Below are 16338 nucleotides of genomic sequence, written 5' to 3' on the forward strand. Positions count from 1 at the left end.
CGTCAGCCGCAACCGCAGCTGCGGCGGACCACCAGCGTGGAGGGGAAGGTGCGCACCCGCGGGTCGCCGGCCGCGGCCGGTTCGCGCTCCAGCGCCAGTTCCACCGCGGCGCGGGCCATGCCCGGTCGGTCGGAGGTCACCGTGGTCAGCGGCGGATCGGCGATGGCCGCCTCGGCGATGTCGTCGAAGCCCACCACGGCGAGGTCGTCCGGGACCCGCACACCCGCCTCGCGGGCCGCGTGCAGGACACCCATCGCCTGGTCGTCGGTCGAGCAGAACAGCGCCCGGGGCCGATCCGGGCCGGTCAGCAGCGACAACGCGACCTGATAGGCGCCGAACCGACCGAAGGGCGCCTCGTGCAGCAGCCCCTCGGTGGACAGCCCGCGCTCGGTCATCGCCCGCCGCCAGCCGGTGACGTGGTCGGTGACCGGGTCGCCCGAGTCCGGTGTGCTGGGCGGGCCGCCCAGGCAGTCCACTCGGGTGAAGCCGTGGGTGTCGATCAGGTGGCGGACGGCGGTGTAGGCGCCCTCGACGTCGTCCAGGATGACCGCGTCACCGCCGAGCGCGTCGGGCTGACGGTGCATCAGCACCACCCGCACGTCCCGGGTGGCGATCTCGCGCGCGGCGCGCTCCGAGGGGCCCTGGCTGACCAGCACGAGCCCGGACACCTGCATGCCCAGGAACGCGCGCACGTAGTGCAGTTCGCGGTCGTCCTCGTAGTCGGAATTGCCGATCAGCACCAGTCGGCCCTGCTCGAAGGCGGCCTGCTCGACGGTGTGCGCGAGTTCGGCGAAGAACGCCTGCCGGGCGTCGGGCAGCACCAGACCGATCAGGTTGGTCCGGCGGCTGGCCATCGCCTGGGCGACGCTGTCGGGCCGGTAACCCAGCTTGTCTATCGCGGCGAGGACACGCTCGCGCGTGGCCGGCGCGACCGGGCGCGGGCCATTGTTGACGACGTAGGAGACCACCGCGGTGGAGGTCCCCGCGAGGCGGGCGACGTCGTCGCGGGTCACTTTGGGCACGCGGTCATTGTAGGGACGGGGACCGGCGCGACTCACGGGAGTTCACAACCTGGACGCGGGACGGGACGCTTCTCCGCGTTCTTCCGGATAAGTCTGCTTTGTGCTGTGACGCACGGAACTCGGCGCTCCGTCGGCTCCACCGGACGGGTCCGGCACCGAGCGACGGGTCACGTACGCTCGGCGAGCGCGGGCTCGCCGACGCCCCGATCGGGCACCACGAACCGGTAGCCGACGTTGCGCACTGTGCCGATCAACGACTCGTGCTCGGGCCCGAGTTTCGCTCGCAGCCGGCGAACGTGCACATCGACCGTGCGGGTGCCGCCGAAGTAGTCGTAACCCCACACCTCCTGCAACAACTGGGCCCGGGTGAACACCCGGCCCGGGTGCTGCGCGAGGTACTTGATCAGTTCGAACTCCTTGAACGTCAGATCCAGCACCCGACCGCGCAGCTTCGCGCTGTAGGTGGCCTCGTCGATGCTCAGGTCGCCGTTGCGGATCTCGGTGGGCTCGTCCTCGGCCCCCTGCGCCGCCTGGAGCCGGCCGATCGCCAGCCGCAGGCGGGCCTCGACCTCGGCGGGCCCGGCGGTGTCCAGCAGGACGTCGTCGACGCCCCAGTCCGCGGTCAGCGCGGCCAGCCCGCCCTCGGTGGCCACCAGCACCAGCGGGGCACCGACCCCGGTGGTCCGCAACACCCGACACAGACTGCGCACCTGCGGGAGGTCGCGCCGACCGTCGACCAGGATGACGTCCGCGGCCGGCGCGTCGACCAACGCGGACGCCTCCGCCGGCGCCACGCGTACCTGGTGCAGCAGCAGACCGAGTGCGGGCAGCACCTCGGCCGACGGCTGGAGCGCGTTCGTGAGCAGCAGCAGTGCACTCAACGGGACACCTCCCAAAACAGGCACAAAACACGAAAGGACCCGGGGCATCGTCGCCCGGATCCTTCATCGGTCGCCGACTCGTCCGATTCCGTAACCCGTCGGGAACCACTTCTGGGGTCCGTGGGGTGTGCCCGTCGTCGGAGGTGAGCCTGCGGGGTCAGGATAGCGAACATGTCTCGAGGAACCGACCTACCCGGGGATCTTCCCGCACTGCGGACACCTCCGGGTCCCCCGTTCACCGGAATGCCTGCACCCGAGCAGGCCGTCCTGATCACCGACGACGACGTGCGGATCAGCGCCGTACACCGGCCCGCGGCCGGTTTCGGGCCGCGCGATCGGGTCTTCGTGGTCGCCCACGGGTTCACCGGTTCGTGGCGCCGGCCCGCCGTCGGCGCCGTGCTCGAGGGGCTGCGTGCGCACGGCGGGGCGATCGGCTTCGATTTTCGCGGCCACGGCGCGTCCACCGGCCTGAGCACGGTGGGCGACCGCGAGGTGCGCGACCTGGAGGCGGCCCTCGGGTGGGCCCGCAGGCTCGGCTACCCGCGGGTGGTCACGGTCGGCTTCTCGATGGGCGGCAGCGTCGTGTTGCGGCACGCCGCGTTGCACGGCGGGGTCGCGGCGGTGGTCGCGGTGAGCGCGCCGGCCCGCTGGTACTACCGGGGCACCCAGCCGATGCGCCGAGTGCACTTCGCGATCGAACGCCGGACCGGGCGCGCGGTGGCCCGCTTCGTGCTGCGCACTCGGATCTCCGCCCGGGAGTGGGATCCGGTGCCGCTCGCCCCGTTCGAGGCCGCCGCGGCGATCGCGCCCACGCCGCTGCTCGTGGTGCACGGCGACCGCGACCCGTACTTCCCGTTGGACCACCCCCGGCAGATCCACGATGCGGCCGGAATGCCGAAGGACCTGTGGATCGAGCCCGGCCTCGGGCACGCGGAGAACGCGGTCGGCGCCGACCTGGTGGATCGGATCGCCCGCTGGGCCCGGGCGCACACCGAGGGGTGATCCGGACGCCGGGCGGCCGAACGGCCCGTCGGGAGGCGTCATCATGGATGCTGCACACTTCGGCGCCGTCGGGGCGGCGAAGCCCCGGACGCGGACACGGAACACACGGGAGGGCGCGCGATGGCGGTCGGCACCATGCGGTACTGGGCCGCGGCGAAGGAAGCCGCGGGCACGGCCGAGGAGCCGTACGACGCGGCCACCCTCGCCGAGGCGCTGCGGCGCGCCCGTGAACGGCACGACGACTCGACCCGCTTCGGCGCGGTCGTCGCGAACTGCTCGTTCGTCGTGGACGGCGACCCCGTCGGGCGGCGCGACCACACGGCGATCACCCTGACCGAGGGCGGCACCGTCGAGGTCCTGCCTCCCTTCGCAGGCGGATGAGCGGCCGACGCGGGCGCCCGGCGGGCGACCGATACGAGGAACCGGGCGGCTACGACCCCGCCGCGATCCCCGGCGAACCCCCGTTCGACCCGGGCCCGACCGGACCGGGTCACGGCGAGCAGGCGTTCGCGGCACCCGGCGAGTACTACGGCGAGCCGTACGGCACACCCGCCGCCGATGCGTACGGCGGACAACTCGGCGGCCATGCCGAATCCGGGCAGTACGCGCAGCCTGCCGACCACGGCTCGTACGGCTATCCGCCGGCGGCGTACCCGGTGGAGACCCGGCCGCAGGAGCCCTATCCCCGGGACGACGACCACGGCCGGGAGCCCTACCCGCACGAGACCTACCCGCAGGACTCCTATCCGCAGGACTCCTATCCGCAGATCTCGCAGGCCCCGCAGGCATACGCCGAACCGCTGCCGAACGCGCCGGCCGGCGGGTACGGCTACCCGGACGCCACCGAGATGTCGCCCGCGCTCGCCGAACCCGGGTGGGACGGTTACGGCTCGGGCCACGCGGACCGCGACGGTGCGACGAGCGTGCTGCCGGCGATCGTCGAGCCGATTCCCGACGCCGGGCCGGACTCGTACGGCGGGTATCGACCCCAGGACGAGCACCTGCGGGGCGACTCGGCGGAGCACACCGCGTTCGACGACGAGCGGAACCACGCCGACGTGGATCACGACTTCGGCCACGACCGCGACCACCCGCACGACGCGCCCGGCGAGTACGGCGCCCCGGCCGGCTCCGGGCGCAGGCTCGCCCGGGTGCCCGCCCAGCGCACCGGCGAGGCGCCCGCACGTACGCCCCGGACGCCGATCTGGGATCCGCCGGGCATGTTGCCGGCGTTGTGCACGGTCGGCCTGGCCGCCGTCCTGGCGGTGACCGCGATCGCCGGGAAGCCGGCCCTGGTGCTGGGCGTCGCGTTCCTCCAGGTGCTCACCGCCGCCGGATGGTTCCGGCTCAACGGCATGTGGCCGGCGCGCCAGGGCATCGCGCTGGTCGTGGTGGCCGCGTTCGGCACGGATGTCGCGGTCTACGCCAAGGGTGAGCAGGGCCTGGCGAGCGTGCCCGCCGTGCTCGCCGGCACGTTGTTGGTGATGCTCGCCCTCCAGGCCCGGAGCGGCGCCCGACCGGGCGAGTTGTTGCCCGCGCTCACGGTGACCACGTCGGCCGCGCTGATCACCGCGTTCGACGTCGCCTATCTGGTCGCGGGCGAACTCCACGGCGGCCCGATCGACGCGGGCGCGGCCGTGGTGTGCGCGGTGTTCGCGGCCGGGGTCGCCACGCTGGTGCGGGCGGTGCCGCTGCCGCCTGCCGTCGCGCCGATTCCGTCCTGGCTGCTCGGCACCGCGGCGGGCGCCGCCGCGGGCATCGCGCTGGGCGGCGAAGCGCCGCACGCCGCGCTGCTCGGCGCCGCCGCCTCGGCGCTCGGGCTGCTCGGCCGGCGGGTCGCCGGCTACGACCATCCGTCCAGGTTCGTTCACTTCACCGCCGGTGTGTCCCTGCCGCTCGCACTCGCGGCTCCGGCCGCGTATCTGCTGGGCAGGGTCATGATCGGCTGATTATCCGTACGGCGGCGGCCCCGCCACGGGAGGATGCGGCCATGCCGTGGATACACCGCCGGTCCCGTCCCGGGAGCCGGGATGAACCGCCGGACCCGCCCACCCGTGCAGAGGGTGTGGCACAACGTTCGGAACTGCTCGGCGTCGAGGCCCAGGCGGATCCGGCGGCGGCCCGGGCCTTTCTGGCCCGGCCGCCTGCCGGGGACGAGCGGCCCGCCGCCGACCCGCTGCACTCCGCCTCGCGAATATCCACCGCCGACGAAGCGGTCATCCGCGCGCTCTACCTCGAACACGGCGGCCCGCTCCTCGGCTTCGCATTGCGCCTGACCGGCGGCGACCGGGCCTGGGCCGAGGACGTGGTCCAGGAGACGCTGCTGCGTGCGTGGCGTCATCCCGAGGCGCTGGACCCGACCCGGGGTTCGGTGCGGGGCTGGTTGTGCACGGTGGCCCGCAATGTGGTGATCGACGTCGGCCGGGCCCGTCGGGCCCGCCCGCCCGAGACCGGTGACGCGGTGCTGGCGACGGTGGCGGACGAAGGCGCCGAGGCCGAATTCGACCGGGCCGTGCTCGCCTGGGACGTCGCCGATGCGCTGGCCGCGCTGAGCCCCGAACATCGCGCCGTGCTGCTGGAGACCTACTACCGGGGCAGTTCGGTGGCCGACGCGGCCAAGACGCTGGGCGTACCCGAGGGCACCGTCAAATCACGGACGTACTACGCGCTGCGAGCGTTGCGCGTGGCCTTGGAGGAGAGGGGGTTGGTCCCGTGACGCACACCGGTGACGAGAACGCGGCGGCGGACGGCGCCGCTCCCGACGCGCATCCGCCGAAGCCGGCGGGCCCACCCGCACGGCTGGGCTGCGCGGTGGCCCGCCTGGATCTCGGCGCGTTCGTGGTCGGCGCCCTCGACGAGGACGAGGCCGTCCGAGTCCGGCAACACGTGGCCACGTGCCCGCGCTGCCGGGCCGAATACGAGGAACTCGCGGGCCTGCCCGCCCTGCTCGCCCGGCTGACCGAGGCCGAGGCGCAGGCCAGCGGTGTGGCCGCGAACGGCGCCGTGCCCGCACGCGTGTTGTCCGCCGCGGCCCGGCAGGCGGATCGGAGCCGCCGGTTGCGCCATGCGGTGGCCGCCGCGGCGGCCGTGCTGATGATCCTCGCGGGCCTCACCGGTTGGGCCCTCGGCGACTCCTCGGACACCGGCGACTCGGCCGCCGCGCCGCCGACGACCGCGGCTCCGGGGCGCCCGTCCGGGACGGCCGGCCCGGCCGGCACCGCGACGCCGCCCGGGCAGCCGGGCGGACGGATCGCCCGCGGCGGCGACCCGCGCTCCGGCATGGGTGCCGAATTGCGCTACGCCGCCACCGCGTGGGGCAGCAGCCTGGATCTGTCGCTGTCCGGCATCCGGCCGGGCACGCGCTGCCAGTTGGACGTCTACGGCACCCGGGGCCGGGTGGAGACGGCGTCCTCGTGGGTGGTCCCGAACGGCGGGTACGGATCCGGCGATCCGATTCGGGGCGCGACCAGCATCCCGGTCGGCGAGATCACCCGGTTCGCCGTCAAAACCGTCGGCGACGGTGAGCAACTGCTGGAGATCCCGCCCGCACAACCATGACAAATCGGCAGTAATTGTCCGCCCATCTCAATGGGCGGACAATTTTGTCTCACATCCTGGGCCATGCATGACACGGAAGGCCTACCCTCCCTACGATCGATGGTGTGAAGCGACAGGCGGACGACCTCACCAAGCGGCGCGCAGTGGACCTGTGCCGCACGCAGACCTGCCTGTGTTGCGCTGACTGACTTGCCGACAGTCGTCGATCGGCGATGCGCCCGAGGCGAATCGCGACCGGCCGTCGGACCCGGGACCCGAACCGTGTGACGACGCGGTGGAACGGGCGCCCGGCCCCCGCGTAGCAACCACGGACACACCCACACCCCGCCTGCCGCGGCGCCGCGGCCTGCCCGGGTGTACCCCGAGACCGCGTACCGCCACATCCGCGGCAATCCCGCACTTCTGCACCGGAGGTATCCCCATGAGCCGCTCCGACGTTCTGGTAGACGCCGACTGGGTCCAGGCCCACCTGGACGACCCGAAGGTCGTGCTCGTCGAGGTCGACGAGGACACCAGCGCCTACGTCAAGAACCACATCCGCGGTGCGGTGCGCATCGACTGGCGCGACGACCTGCAGGACCCGGTCAAGCGCGACTTCGTCGACGAGGCCGGCTTCTCCGCGCTGCTGTCGGCCAAGGGCATCTCCAACGACGACACCGTCGTGCTCTACGGCGGCAACAACAACTGGTTCGCGTCCTACGCCTACTGGTACTTCAAGCTCTACGGCCACGGCGACGTCAAGCTGCTCGACGGCGGTCGCAAGAAGTGGGAGCTCGACTCGCGCGAGCTGGTCGTCGAGGTGCCCGAGCGCGCCGCGACGAACTACGTGGCCAAGGAGCAGGACAAGTCGATCCGCGCCTGGCGCGACGACGTGCTCGCCGCGATCGGCACGCTGAACCTGGTCGACGTGCGTTCGCCCGACGAGTTCTCCGGCAAGCTGCTCGCCCCGGCGCACCTGCCCCAGGAGCAGTCGCAGAAGGCCGGCCACGTGCCGACCGCGAAGAACATCCCGTGGTCGAAGGCCGCCAACGACGACGGCACCTTCAAGACCAACGAGGAACTCACCGCGCTGTACGAGGGCGAGGGCGTGGACCTGGCGAAGGACACCATCGCCTACTGCCGGATCGGCGAGCGCTCCGCGCACACGTGGTTCGTCCTGCACGAGCTGCTGGAGCAGGGCAACGTCCGCAACTACGACGGCTCGTGGACCGAGTACGGCGCGCTGGTGGGCGTGCCGATCGAGCTCGGCGACGGCAAGTGACCGACGGCTACACCACCTACCCGACTTCAGGGAGCAAGAACGATGTGCGGTGCGAAGGCCGGCGGCCCGGATCTGGCAGGAGTTGACGTGGCGAAGGAAACCATCATCCAGGGGGCGGTGACCAAGGGCGGGCAGCCGATCAACGGCTACGTGCGCCTGCTCGACGCGGGCGGCGACTTCACCGCCGAGGTGCCCACGTCCGCGACCGGCCAGTTCCGGTTCTTCGCGGCGCCGGGCAACTGGACCGTGCGGGCGCTCGTTCCCGGCGCAACCGTGGACCGCAGCGTCGTGGTGTCCGAGAAGGGCACCGTCGCCGAGGTCGAGATCGCGGTCTGACCCCGACGGGGCGGGTCTCCTTCGGACGTACACCCTCGGACCCCGCAACCCGATCGGCGGAAAAACGGCTCCACCCCTCCCCACGTGCTCGGGGGAGGGGTGGAGTCGTTTGGTGTGTGCCCCGGGTCGCACGGGCAGAAAGGTTTCCGTATCTTCGGTGGATCTGCCGGGGGGCAGATCCTTTCGGGGTGCGGGGGCACCGAAGGCAACGCGCGACGCCGGGAGGCAACACGTGGCATGGGTGATCGTGATCATCGCGGGGATCCTGGAGACCGGTTTCGCCATCATGCTCAAGCAGAGCCACGGATTCACCCGGTTGTGGCCCACGATCGGCTTCGCCACGTGCGCACTGGGCAGCTTCGGGCTGCTCACCTATGCGCTCAAGACCCTGGAGGTCGGCCCCGCGTACGCGGTGTGGACCGGAATCGGCGCGGCGGGCACCGCGCTCGTGGGCATCTGGCTCCTGAACGAGGGCGCGTCGCCGCTCAAGCTGATCTCGATCGGCCTGGTCCTGCTCGGCGTGATCGGCCTGAACATCTCCGGGATCAGCCACTGATCCCGGACCCGTGCGGGCGGCCGGTCAGTACACCAGCGCCTGGGCGTCGTCCGCGAGCGCTTCCTGGACGAACACCTGGGCGCCGGCGATCCGGATGCCGGGCAGCACGTCGTCGCCGGTGATCTCCCGGCGCGCCGCACACTGCGTGCACAGGGTCACCCGGCCGCCCGCGATCAGCGCGTCGAGCAGGTCCGGCAGCGGTGCGGCATGCGGCAGTTCGAACTCGGCGGCCCGCCCGGGCAGCGCGAACCAGGAGGACTCGCCGGTGAGCCACAGCGACACGTCCACCCCGGAGGCGAGCGCCACCGACGCCACCGTGAACGCCTGGGAGCAGCGCTCCGGCGCGTCCTGACCTGCGGTGACCTTGACCACGAGAGATCGCTTCACGGCCCGCAGCCTATACACTGAGGCCGTTTGGCACCCGGCCAGGTCGACCTGGCCCACCCGTTCGAAGCACGAGGAGCACCCGGGCGATGCACATCTTCTTCATTGCGCTGCTGGCCGTGGTCGGCGTCCTCGTCGCGTGGTTCGCCGCGCTGACCGTGTCCAAGCTGTACAAGGGCCAGAACTGAGCGCAGGCCCGGTAGGCTGACCCGCCGTACCCGACCCGGAAGCGGCCGCCCCACCATGATCGAAATCCCGGACGACCTGCACTTCGACGCCGTCCCGCTCGCGTTCCTGCTCGGCACCTGGGAAGGCGCCGGTGTCGGCGACTACCCGACCATCGAGGCGTTCCGCTTCGGCCAGCAGGTCACCTTCGGCTACATCGCGAACAAGCCGTTCCTCACCTACACCTCGCGCACCTGGCTGCTCGACGACGCGGGCGAGCGGGTGCGTCCGCTCGCGACCGAGACCGGCTTCTGGCGTTCGAAGCCGGACGGCTCGATCGACGTGACCCTCGCCCACCCCACCGGGATCGTGGAGATCTGGCTGGGCAAGGTGGACGGTCCGCGGCTGGAGATGCGCACCGACGTGGTCGCGCGCACCGAGGACGCGAAGGAGTACACCGCGGGACACCGGCTGTACGGCCTGGTCAAGGGCGAGTTGATGTACGCGTACGACATGGCCGCGATGGGCCGGCCGCTGCAGGCCCACGTCTCCGCCCAACTCAAGCGCGTCGACGCGGACCTCGCGGCCGAATAGCGCCGCACGGCACCGCACCGGACCCGGGCGCGACGCGTGGCCCGGGGACCGGTTCGCGCTCGTAGACTTCCGTGCGTGAGCACTGACTGGAAGCACGAACTTCGGGAGAAGGGCTACCGGCTCACGCCGCAGCGCCAACTCGTCCTCGAAGCGGTGAACACCCTGGGCCACGCGACACCGGACGAGATCCTGGTGGAGGTGCACAAGACCGCCGGCGGGATCAACATCTCGACCGTCTACCGCACCCTCGAACTGCTCGAACAACTCGACCTGGTCACGCACACCCACCTGGGCCACGGTGCGCCGACCTACCACCCGGCCGACGTCGGCGGCCATCTGCACCTGGTCTGCCGGGACTGTCGGCGGGTGATCGAGGTGGGCACCGAGGTGGCCGCCGCGATGGGCGAGCGGCTGCGGGCCGAGCACGGGTTCGACATCGACCTCGCGCACTTCGCGATCTTCGGTCGTTGTGCCGACTGCACCGCCGCCCGGGTTCGCTGAGACCGCCGCAACGGTGTCGGCCGGGCCGGTCTCGTACTGTGGGGACATGCCCACGAGCCCTTTGTTGTCCCTGCCCGGCGCGGTCGCCGCGGAAGCCCCCGACGCCGGCGTCGCCGCGCACTACGGCGATCCCCTGCGCGAACAACGTCGGCTGGAAGCGGGCGAGGGTTTCGTCGACCTCTCGCACCACGACGTGATCAAGGTGAGCGGCCCGGACCGGCTGAGCTGGCTGCACTCGCTCACCACACAGCACCTGACCGACCTGAAGCCGCACGTGGCGACGATGACGCTCGTGCTGAGTCCGCACGGGCACATCGAGCACGCGCTGTACGGCGTGGACGACGGCGAGGCGTTCTGGGCCCATCTGGAGCCCGGCGAGGCGCCGGCCCTGGTCGAGTTCCTGGACCGGATGCGCTTCATGCTGCGGGTCGAGGTCGCGGACGTGTCCGCCGACTTCGCGATCGTGCACGAGGCGGGTGACGGCGGCGACACACCCGAGGACGTGCTGGTGCGGGAGACCGCGTACGGGCGCGAGTTGTTCCTGCCGCGCGAGCGGCTGGAGCGGTACGGGCGCGAGCACGCGCACCCGGCCGGCATGTGGGCCTACGAGGCGCTGCGGATCGCCGCGTACCGGCCTCGGCTGGGCCTGGAGACCGACCACCGCACGATCGTGCACGAGCTGGGCCTGATCGACACCGCGGTGCACCTGGACAAGGGCTGCTACCGGGGGCAGGAGACGGTCGCGCGCGTGCACAACCTGGGTCGGCCGCCGCGCCGGCTGGTCTTCCTGCACCTGGACGGCACCCCGGAGGCACTGCCCGAGCACGGCGCGCCGGTCGAACTCGCGGGCCGCCAGGTCGGCTTCGTCACCAGCGCGGTGCGCCACCACGAACTCGGCCCGATCGCGCTGGCGCTGATCAAGCGCAACACCGCGGTGGACGCCGAACTCCTGGCCGGCGGCGTGCCGGCGACCCAGGAGGTCGTGGTCCCGGCGTGACCCCGGGGCCGGCGGGCCCCGGGCCGGACACGGCCTAGCGGATCTCGCGGCGGCGGATGCGGTGCAGGCGCCGCCGCTGCGAGCGGTCCAGGGCGAAGTAGGCGACGACCGGAAGGCCGATCGCGACCGCCACGATGGTCCAGGCGATCCACGAGGGCAGCACGATCAGCGCGACGATGGCGACGACGATCCCGGCCGCGATGTACGGCCCGCGGTGCGACATGGTCCAACCCCTTCGGTCGGTGTACCCGACGCCCATTCTCCTTCCCCGTTCCGCCGCGGAACATGGGGAGAACCCCCGGAACCGGTGGATCCCGGACCCGGCCCCGCACCCACGGCCGAGGTCACATGTCCACGACGAGGGTCATCGGGCCGTCGTTGACGAGTGCGACCTTCATGTCGGCGCCGAACACCCCGGTGGCCACGTCGGCCCCGAGTGCGCGCAGCGCCGCGACCACCTCGGCCACCAGCGGTTCGGCGACCGGGCCCGGGGCGGCCTCGTTCCAGGTCGGCCGCCGACCCTTGCGGGCGTCGCCGTAGAGGGTGAACTGGCTGATCACCAGCAGCGGGGCGGACAGGTCCGAACAGGACTTCTCACCGTCCAGGACGCGCAGGCTCCACAGCTTGGCGGCCAGCCGGCGGGCGATCTCGGGAGTGTCGGTGTGCGTCACGCCGACCAGGACGCACAGCCCGGGGCCCACGATCGAGCCGACCACCTCCCCCTCGACGGTCACGGATGCTTCGGTCACGACCTGCAGGACGGCACGCATGGGCCCATTCTGCACACCCGTCCGGACCGATTCCGTGGCATCTGGCACGCGATGGTCTGCCCGACATGACACGATGCGTCTCATGGTGGATCTTCCCGACGGAGTGGCCCCGGAGGCCATCCGCGCACTCACGCTGAGTCGGGTTCGCGAACTCATGCGTGACGCTCAGCGCGAGGAGAACGATCTGTCCTATCTGCGGAGGCTGCTCCAGGGGCGGATCGACATCCTGCGTGCCGAACTGGCCCGGCGATCCGGCCGGGACGGCGCCGAGCCGACCTCGCCGGTGGTGGGCCGGCTGCCCGAGATCCTGTCCGAGTCCAGACCGCCCACCCGCGGCGCGCGGCACGTCAACGTCCAGCCGCCGCGCACCGATCGTTACCGCAGCTGGATCGAGCAACTGCTCGCCGACGTGGGCCTGTCCGACCTCGCCGCGCACACCGACGCGGAACTGGGCGAGGCGCTGGACAAGCTCGGCACCCACGAACAGGAGGTGTCCTCGCGCCGGCACCGCCTCCAGCGCACCGCCGACGACTGCGCCGCCGAGATCACCCGTCGCTATCGCGAGGGCGAGGCGAAGGTGGAGGACCTGCTGTCGGGTCGCTGACCGTCCCGGCCACCCGCCCCGAGCGCCCCGCCGCGAGCGTCCACCCCGCGCCCTTGCTCGATCGCCGGGCCCCGACCCCGTCCCGTTCGGGCGCTCCCGCCCCTGCCCCGCCGCTCCGATCACCCGTTTGCATGCGACTGCAAGCAGGGTGCTTGCAATAGCAAGCACGGTGTGTGCATGCTGGAGCCATGGCTGGTCTGAACGTCGGCTCGCTGGGTGAGTACATCCGGGAGCAGCGCCGCAACGCGCAGTATTCGCTTCGGCAACTCGCCGAGGCGGCGGGGGTCTCGAACCCCTATCTGAGCCAGATCGAGCGCGGTCTGCGGCGGCCGAGCGCGGAGATCCTGCAGCAGATCGCCAAGGCACTCCGCATCTCGGCCGAGACGCTCTACGTGCAGGCGGGCATCCTCGACGAACGCGAGGAGGGTGACCGTGAGGTGCGCACCGCGATCATGGCCGATCCGGCGATCAACGACCGCCAGAAGCGGGTCCTCATCGAGATCTACGAGGCATTCCGCAAGGAGAACGCGCAGGACGGCGCCGTGCGGGACGAGCGGGGCGCCGCCGACGGAACCGAGAACGGCAAGGCCGGCCGGGCCGTAACCGACCACCTGGATCCCGAGGAGTGAGGAACACCATGGCAATCGCCACGGAACTGAAGAAGACCCTGACCGACAGCACTCCGCTGTACGCCGTCGCCGGCGCCGGCGACCTGGTGGTGGAGAAGCTGCGGGAGCTGCCCGAGCGCTTCCGGACCGAGGTCACCACCGACCCGAAGGTGCTGCGCGAGCGTCTCCAGACGCTCCCCGACCGCACCCAGACCTTCGCCAAGTCCCAGGTGGACCGGGCCAAGGAGCTCTACGAGGACCTCGCGGCACGCGGCGAGAAGCTGGTCAAGCGGGTCGACCGGCAGGAGAGCACCAAGCAGGCCAAGACGGCCGTGCGCACGACCGAGAGCAAGGCCAAGGCGACCACGACCGCGGCCAAGCGCGGCGTCACCAATGCCAGGACCCAGGCCAAGTCCGCGGCCACCGCCGCCGGCAAGGCCGCGGACGCGGCGGCGGAGGCGGTCGAGCAGGCCGCCCGCAAGGTCGGCGATTCGAACTCCAAGCCCACCGGCTCGAACGCCTGACCCTCGGCACGCCATCCACCCGATGCCGCCTCGGCAACCCCCGAGGCGGCATCGGGCATGCCAGACTGGAATCCCGCACGACGTGGCGGCACGGGGCGGCCGCGCAGAGGAGGATCGATGGAACTGGCCATGGCCGATGGTCTGCTGACGGCCAAGTTCGACCAGGTGCTGACTTGGCTCTTCCTCGGCATTCTGCTGCTCAAGGTGTTCTGCCTGTTCGACGCCGCCTTCCGGCGCGAGGACGCGTACCGCGCCGCGGACAAGAAGAAGAAGTCCTTCTGGCTGATCCTGTTGGGCGTCGCGGTCGTGGTCGACGTGCTGCCCACCGGCCTGGGCCTGATGCTCATGCTCGCCGGCCTGGTCGCGGCGATCGTCTACCTCGTCGACGTGCGGCCCGCCCTCAAGGAGGTCGCCGGCGGTCGCGGCGGCGGTCGCAACAACATGGGGCCGTACGGCCCCTGGTGAACCGCCCCCGCCGCACTCAGCGCGTGGGCAGCTTGACCACCGAGACGAAGAACTCGTCGATGTGCCGCACCACGTTGATGAACTGCTCGAAGTCCACCGGCTTGGTGACGTAGGCGTTCGCGTGCAGGTGGTAGCTGCGCAGCACGTCCTCCTCGGCCTCGGACGTGGTCAGCACGACCACCGGGATCCGGCGCAGATCCTCGTCCGCCTTGATCTCCTCCAATACCTCCCGGCCGTCCTTGCGCGGCAGATTGAGGTCCAACAGGATCAGGTCGGGGCGCGGCGCGTCGGCGAACTCGCCCTCGCGCCGCAGGAATGCCACCGCCTCGACTCCGTCGCTGACCACGTGCAGCGAATTGCGCACCTTGTTGTCAGCGAACGCCTCGCGCGTCATCAGCACATCGCCCGGGTCGTCCTCGACCAACAGGACCTCGATGGCTCCTGCGACGGGTTGGGTCATGCGTTGCTCCCTCGTACCGCTTCTTCTTCCGCCGGTCCATGGGACTGCGGCTCGGACGTCTTCGGTTCCGGATCCGGCGCGGACTCCGACCCGACCGCCGGTGTGGCGGTCGGTGCGGATTCGCGCGGTTCCGGCAGTTCGGTGGGCGGCGGGCCGGGCAGGGTCCAGCGAATCGTGGTGCCGCGGGTGCCCTCGGCGTCCAGCCAGATCCGGCCGCCGTGGTACTCCACGATCTTCTTGCACATCGCCAGGCCGATGCCGGTGCCGCCGTAGGCGTCCTTGGGGTGCAACCGCTGGAAGATCACGAAGATCCGGTCGGCGTACTGCGGTTCGATCCCGATGCCGTTGTCGACGCAGGAGAACTCCCACTGCTCGCCGTCCCAGCGGGCCCCCAGATGTACGCGCGGTACCTCCTGGGCGTGGAACTTGATCGCGTTGCCGACCAGGTTCTGCACCAACTGGCCCAGCAGCACCCCGTCGCCCGGCACCGTGGGCAGCGGGTCGGCGGTGATCTGCGCGCCGCTCTCCTCGCGTGCGACGGCCAGCGCGTGCAGCGCGTGGTCCAGGCACCCGTGCAGGTCGACATCGCCCTTCTCGGTGTCCAACCGGCCCACCCGGGAGAACGCGAGCAGGTCGTTGATCAGCGTCTGCATGCGTTTGGCGCCGTCCACCGCGAACGCGATGTACTGGTCGGCGCGCTCGTCCAGTTGGCCCTTGTACCGCTTCTCCAAAAGCTGGCAGAAGCTGGCCACCTTGCGCAGCGGCTCCTGCAGGTCGTGCGAGGCCACATAGGCGAACTGCTCCAACTCGGCGTTGGACCGGCGCAGATCCTCGGCCTGCTCGTCGATCAGCACCCGGGCGGCCTCGGTGCTGTGCAACTCCTCGACGATCCGGTCGCGCATCGAGTTCACGTCGTGGGCGAGCGCGGTGATCTCGGCCGGTCCCCGACCGGTCAACACCTGGCTGTATCGGCCCTCGGTGACCTGGCGGACCTGCTCGCCCAGATGTTCCAGCGGGCGGGTGACCATCCGTCGAAACAGCAGCGCTATCAGCAGGACCAGCGCGGCGAACAGCGCGGCGACCGCGGTCAGCGTCGCGGTCAACATGGTCGCGTCGCTTGCGAGTTGGTCCCGGGCGCGGGCCCGCTCGTCGTCCAGGTCGGCCTGCTGGGTCGCGGTCGCCGCACGCACCGCGTCGAACATCTGCTTGCCCTGATCGGGCACCGTGCTCGCGGCCGACCGTTCGGCGAGCGCGGGTTCCGCATAGGCCGCGCGCCAGATCCGGGCCCGGCTGCCGACCTCGGCCAGGTCGGCCCGCAGCCGGTCGCCCTCCGCCGAATCCGGCAACAACCGCTCCAGGCTCGTGTACGCCCGCTCCTCCTCGACCCGGCCCTGCGCGTACGGCTCGCGGAAGCTCGGGTCGCCGCTGATGATCCAGCCCCGGACGCCGGTCTCCTGGTCGATCAGCGCGTTCTCCAGCCGCAGCGCCGCGTTGGCGGCCGGTTCCAGCCGGTCGAGCACGGTGCGCCGCGAGTCGTTCAGCCTGGATATCGCCAGCGCGCCGACCACCGCGGAGATCACGATCACCAGCGCGAGCAGTCCCAGCCCCAAGCCGACGACCTGGCGCATGCGGGGTCCACCCCGCCGCTCC

Annotated in this window: 23 protein-coding genes; 16 read left to right on the top strand and 7 right to left on the bottom strand. The window is 71.6% G+C overall.

The features are described from left to right. Positions 1-2: 2 nt before the first annotated feature. A complete protein-coding gene (locus ACFZBU_RS37105) occupies positions 3-1022 on the bottom strand; it encodes a LacI family DNA-binding transcriptional regulator (RefSeq protein ID WP_391588147.1) in 1020 nt (339 codons plus the stop codon). A gap of 167 nt (positions 1023-1189) precedes the next feature. Beyond that, positions 1190-1903 carry a response regulator transcription factor gene (locus ACFZBU_RS37110; RefSeq protein WP_020552265.1) on the bottom strand — a complete coding sequence of 238 codons (714 nt, stop codon included), beginning with the start codon at positions 1901-1903 and terminating at the stop codon, positions 1190-1192. Positions 1904-2146: 243 nt separating this feature from the next. Here ACFZBU_RS37110 and ACFZBU_RS37115 point away from each other — a divergent pair, with 243 nt between their 5' ends. The 9 genes from ACFZBU_RS37115 (at position 2147) to ACFZBU_RS37155 (ending at position 8616) form a co-directional block, all read left to right on the top strand. Then, positions 2147-2905, top strand: coding sequence for an alpha/beta hydrolase (locus ACFZBU_RS37115; RefSeq protein WP_391588148.1), 759 nt, complete (start codon positions 2147-2149; stop codon positions 2903-2905). A 120-nt stretch (positions 2906-3025) separates the two neighbouring features. After that, positions 3026-3286 (top strand): MoaD/ThiS family protein, encoded by a 261-nt coding sequence (locus ACFZBU_RS37120; protein ID WP_391588149.1) that lies wholly within the window; start codon positions 3026-3028, stop codon positions 3284-3286. Beyond that, positions 3283-4854: a hypothetical protein gene (locus ACFZBU_RS37125; protein ID WP_391588150.1), complete on the top strand. Its 1572-nt coding sequence runs from the start codon at positions 3283-3285 to the stop codon at positions 4852-4854. Before ACFZBU_RS37120 ends, ACFZBU_RS37125 begins: the two co-directional genes overlap by 4 nt. Before the next feature lie 116 nt (positions 4855-4970). Then, complete coding sequence (locus ACFZBU_RS37130; protein ID WP_391588151.1) at positions 4971-5621, top strand: sigma-70 family RNA polymerase sigma factor; 651 nt, start codon at positions 4971-4973, stop codon at positions 5619-5621. Continuing rightward, positions 5618-6463, top strand: a complete 846-nt coding sequence (locus ACFZBU_RS37135; protein ID WP_391588152.1) for an anti-sigma factor family protein — start codon at positions 5618-5620, stop codon at positions 6461-6463. Before ACFZBU_RS37130 ends, ACFZBU_RS37135 begins: the two co-directional genes overlap by 4 nt. Positions 6464-6567: 104 nt before the next feature. Continuing rightward, positions 6568-6651: a putative leader peptide gene (locus tag ACFZBU_RS37140; protein WP_360319360.1), complete on the top strand. Its 84-nt coding sequence runs from the start codon at positions 6568-6570 to the stop codon at positions 6649-6651. A 233-nt stretch (positions 6652-6884) separates the two neighbouring features. Next, positions 6885-7724, top strand: coding sequence for a sulfurtransferase (locus ACFZBU_RS37145; RefSeq protein ID WP_391588153.1), 840 nt, complete (start codon positions 6885-6887; stop codon positions 7722-7724). Between the two features lie 42 nt (positions 7725-7766). Next, positions 7767-8060 (top strand): DUF1416 domain-containing protein, encoded by a 294-nt coding sequence (locus ACFZBU_RS37150; RefSeq protein ID WP_020552259.1) that lies wholly within the window; start codon positions 7767-7769, stop codon positions 8058-8060. A 232-nt stretch (positions 8061-8292) separates the two neighbouring features. Then, positions 8293-8616: a DMT family transporter gene (locus ACFZBU_RS37155; RefSeq protein ID WP_391588154.1), complete on the top strand. Its 324-nt coding sequence runs from the start codon at positions 8293-8295 to the stop codon at positions 8614-8616. A 24-nt stretch (positions 8617-8640) separates the two neighbouring features. On the opposite strand, the gene ACFZBU_RS37160 is transcribed toward ACFZBU_RS37155, so the two are convergent. Beyond that, positions 8641-9003 (bottom strand): DsrE family protein, encoded by a 363-nt coding sequence (locus tag ACFZBU_RS37160; protein ID WP_020552257.1) that lies wholly within the window; start codon positions 9001-9003, stop codon positions 8641-8643. 240 nt (positions 9004-9243) lie between these two features. Between ACFZBU_RS37160 and ACFZBU_RS37165 the strand changes: the two genes are divergently transcribed. From ACFZBU_RS37165 to ACFZBU_RS37175, 3 genes are all read left to right on the top strand, one after another. Further along, a complete protein-coding gene (locus ACFZBU_RS37165; RefSeq protein WP_391588155.1) occupies positions 9244-9759 on the top strand; it encodes an FABP family protein in 516 nt (171 codons plus the stop codon). A gap of 75 nt (positions 9760-9834) precedes the next feature. Further along, the gene (locus ACFZBU_RS37170) at positions 9835-10260 is read left to right on the top strand and encodes a Fur family transcriptional regulator (RefSeq protein WP_391588156.1); all 426 of its coding nucleotides are present in this window, start codon (positions 9835-9837) and stop codon (positions 10258-10260) included. A gap of 46 nt (positions 10261-10306) precedes the next feature. Further along, complete coding sequence (locus tag ACFZBU_RS37175) at positions 10307-11257, top strand: YgfZ/GcvT domain-containing protein (RefSeq protein WP_391588157.1); 951 nt, start codon at positions 10307-10309, stop codon at positions 11255-11257. Positions 11258-11291: 34 nt separating this feature from the next. On the opposite strand, the gene ACFZBU_RS37180 is transcribed toward ACFZBU_RS37175, so the two are convergent. Continuing rightward, positions 11292-11480 (bottom strand): hypothetical protein, encoded by a 189-nt coding sequence (locus ACFZBU_RS37180; protein WP_391588158.1) that lies wholly within the window; start codon positions 11478-11480, stop codon positions 11292-11294. 121 nt (positions 11481-11601) lie between these two features. Beyond that, complete coding sequence (gene dtd, locus ACFZBU_RS37185) at positions 11602-12027, bottom strand: D-aminoacyl-tRNA deacylase (RefSeq protein ID WP_360319310.1); 426 nt, start codon at positions 12025-12027, stop codon at positions 11602-11604. A gap of 82 nt (positions 12028-12109) precedes the next feature. Between dtd and ACFZBU_RS37190 the strand changes: the two genes are divergently transcribed. From ACFZBU_RS37190 to ACFZBU_RS37205, 4 genes are all read left to right on the top strand, one after another. Beyond that, positions 12110-12631, top strand: a complete 522-nt coding sequence (locus ACFZBU_RS37190) for an ABC transporter substrate-binding protein (RefSeq protein ID WP_360319312.1) — start codon at positions 12110-12112, stop codon at positions 12629-12631. A 188-nt stretch (positions 12632-12819) separates the two neighbouring features. Beyond that, positions 12820-13260, top strand: coding sequence for a helix-turn-helix domain-containing protein (locus ACFZBU_RS37195; RefSeq protein ID WP_391588159.1), 441 nt, complete (start codon positions 12820-12822; stop codon positions 13258-13260). Between the two features lie 8 nt (positions 13261-13268). Next, on the top strand, positions 13269-13763 hold the full coding sequence (locus ACFZBU_RS37200) for a hypothetical protein (protein ID WP_391588160.1): 495 nt from the start codon (positions 13269-13271) through the stop codon (positions 13761-13763). Between the two features lie 141 nt (positions 13764-13904). Continuing rightward, the gene (locus ACFZBU_RS37205) at positions 13905-14228 is read left to right on the top strand and encodes a DUF2516 family protein (protein ID WP_391588277.1); all 324 of its coding nucleotides are present in this window, start codon (positions 13905-13907) and stop codon (positions 14226-14228) included. A gap of 16 nt (positions 14229-14244) precedes the next feature. Here the strand turns inward: ACFZBU_RS37205 and ACFZBU_RS37210 are convergent, their stop codons facing one another. Both ACFZBU_RS37210 and ACFZBU_RS37215 read right to left on the bottom strand, forming a co-directional pair. Then, entirely contained in the window at positions 14245-14688 is a 444-nt protein-coding gene (locus tag ACFZBU_RS37210; protein WP_391588161.1) for a response regulator, read from the bottom strand. Next, positions 14685-16316 carry an ATP-binding protein gene (locus tag ACFZBU_RS37215; RefSeq protein WP_391588162.1) on the bottom strand — a complete coding sequence of 544 codons (1632 nt, stop codon included), beginning with the start codon at positions 16314-16316 and terminating at the stop codon, positions 14685-14687. The genes ACFZBU_RS37210 and ACFZBU_RS37215 overlap by 4 nt, the downstream gene beginning before the upstream one ends. Positions 16317-16338 lie beyond the last annotated feature (22 nt).

Source organism: Embleya sp. NPDC008237 (genome assembly GCF_042956465.1).
Lineage (GTDB): Bacteria > Actinomycetota > Actinomycetes > Streptomycetales > Streptomycetaceae > Embleya.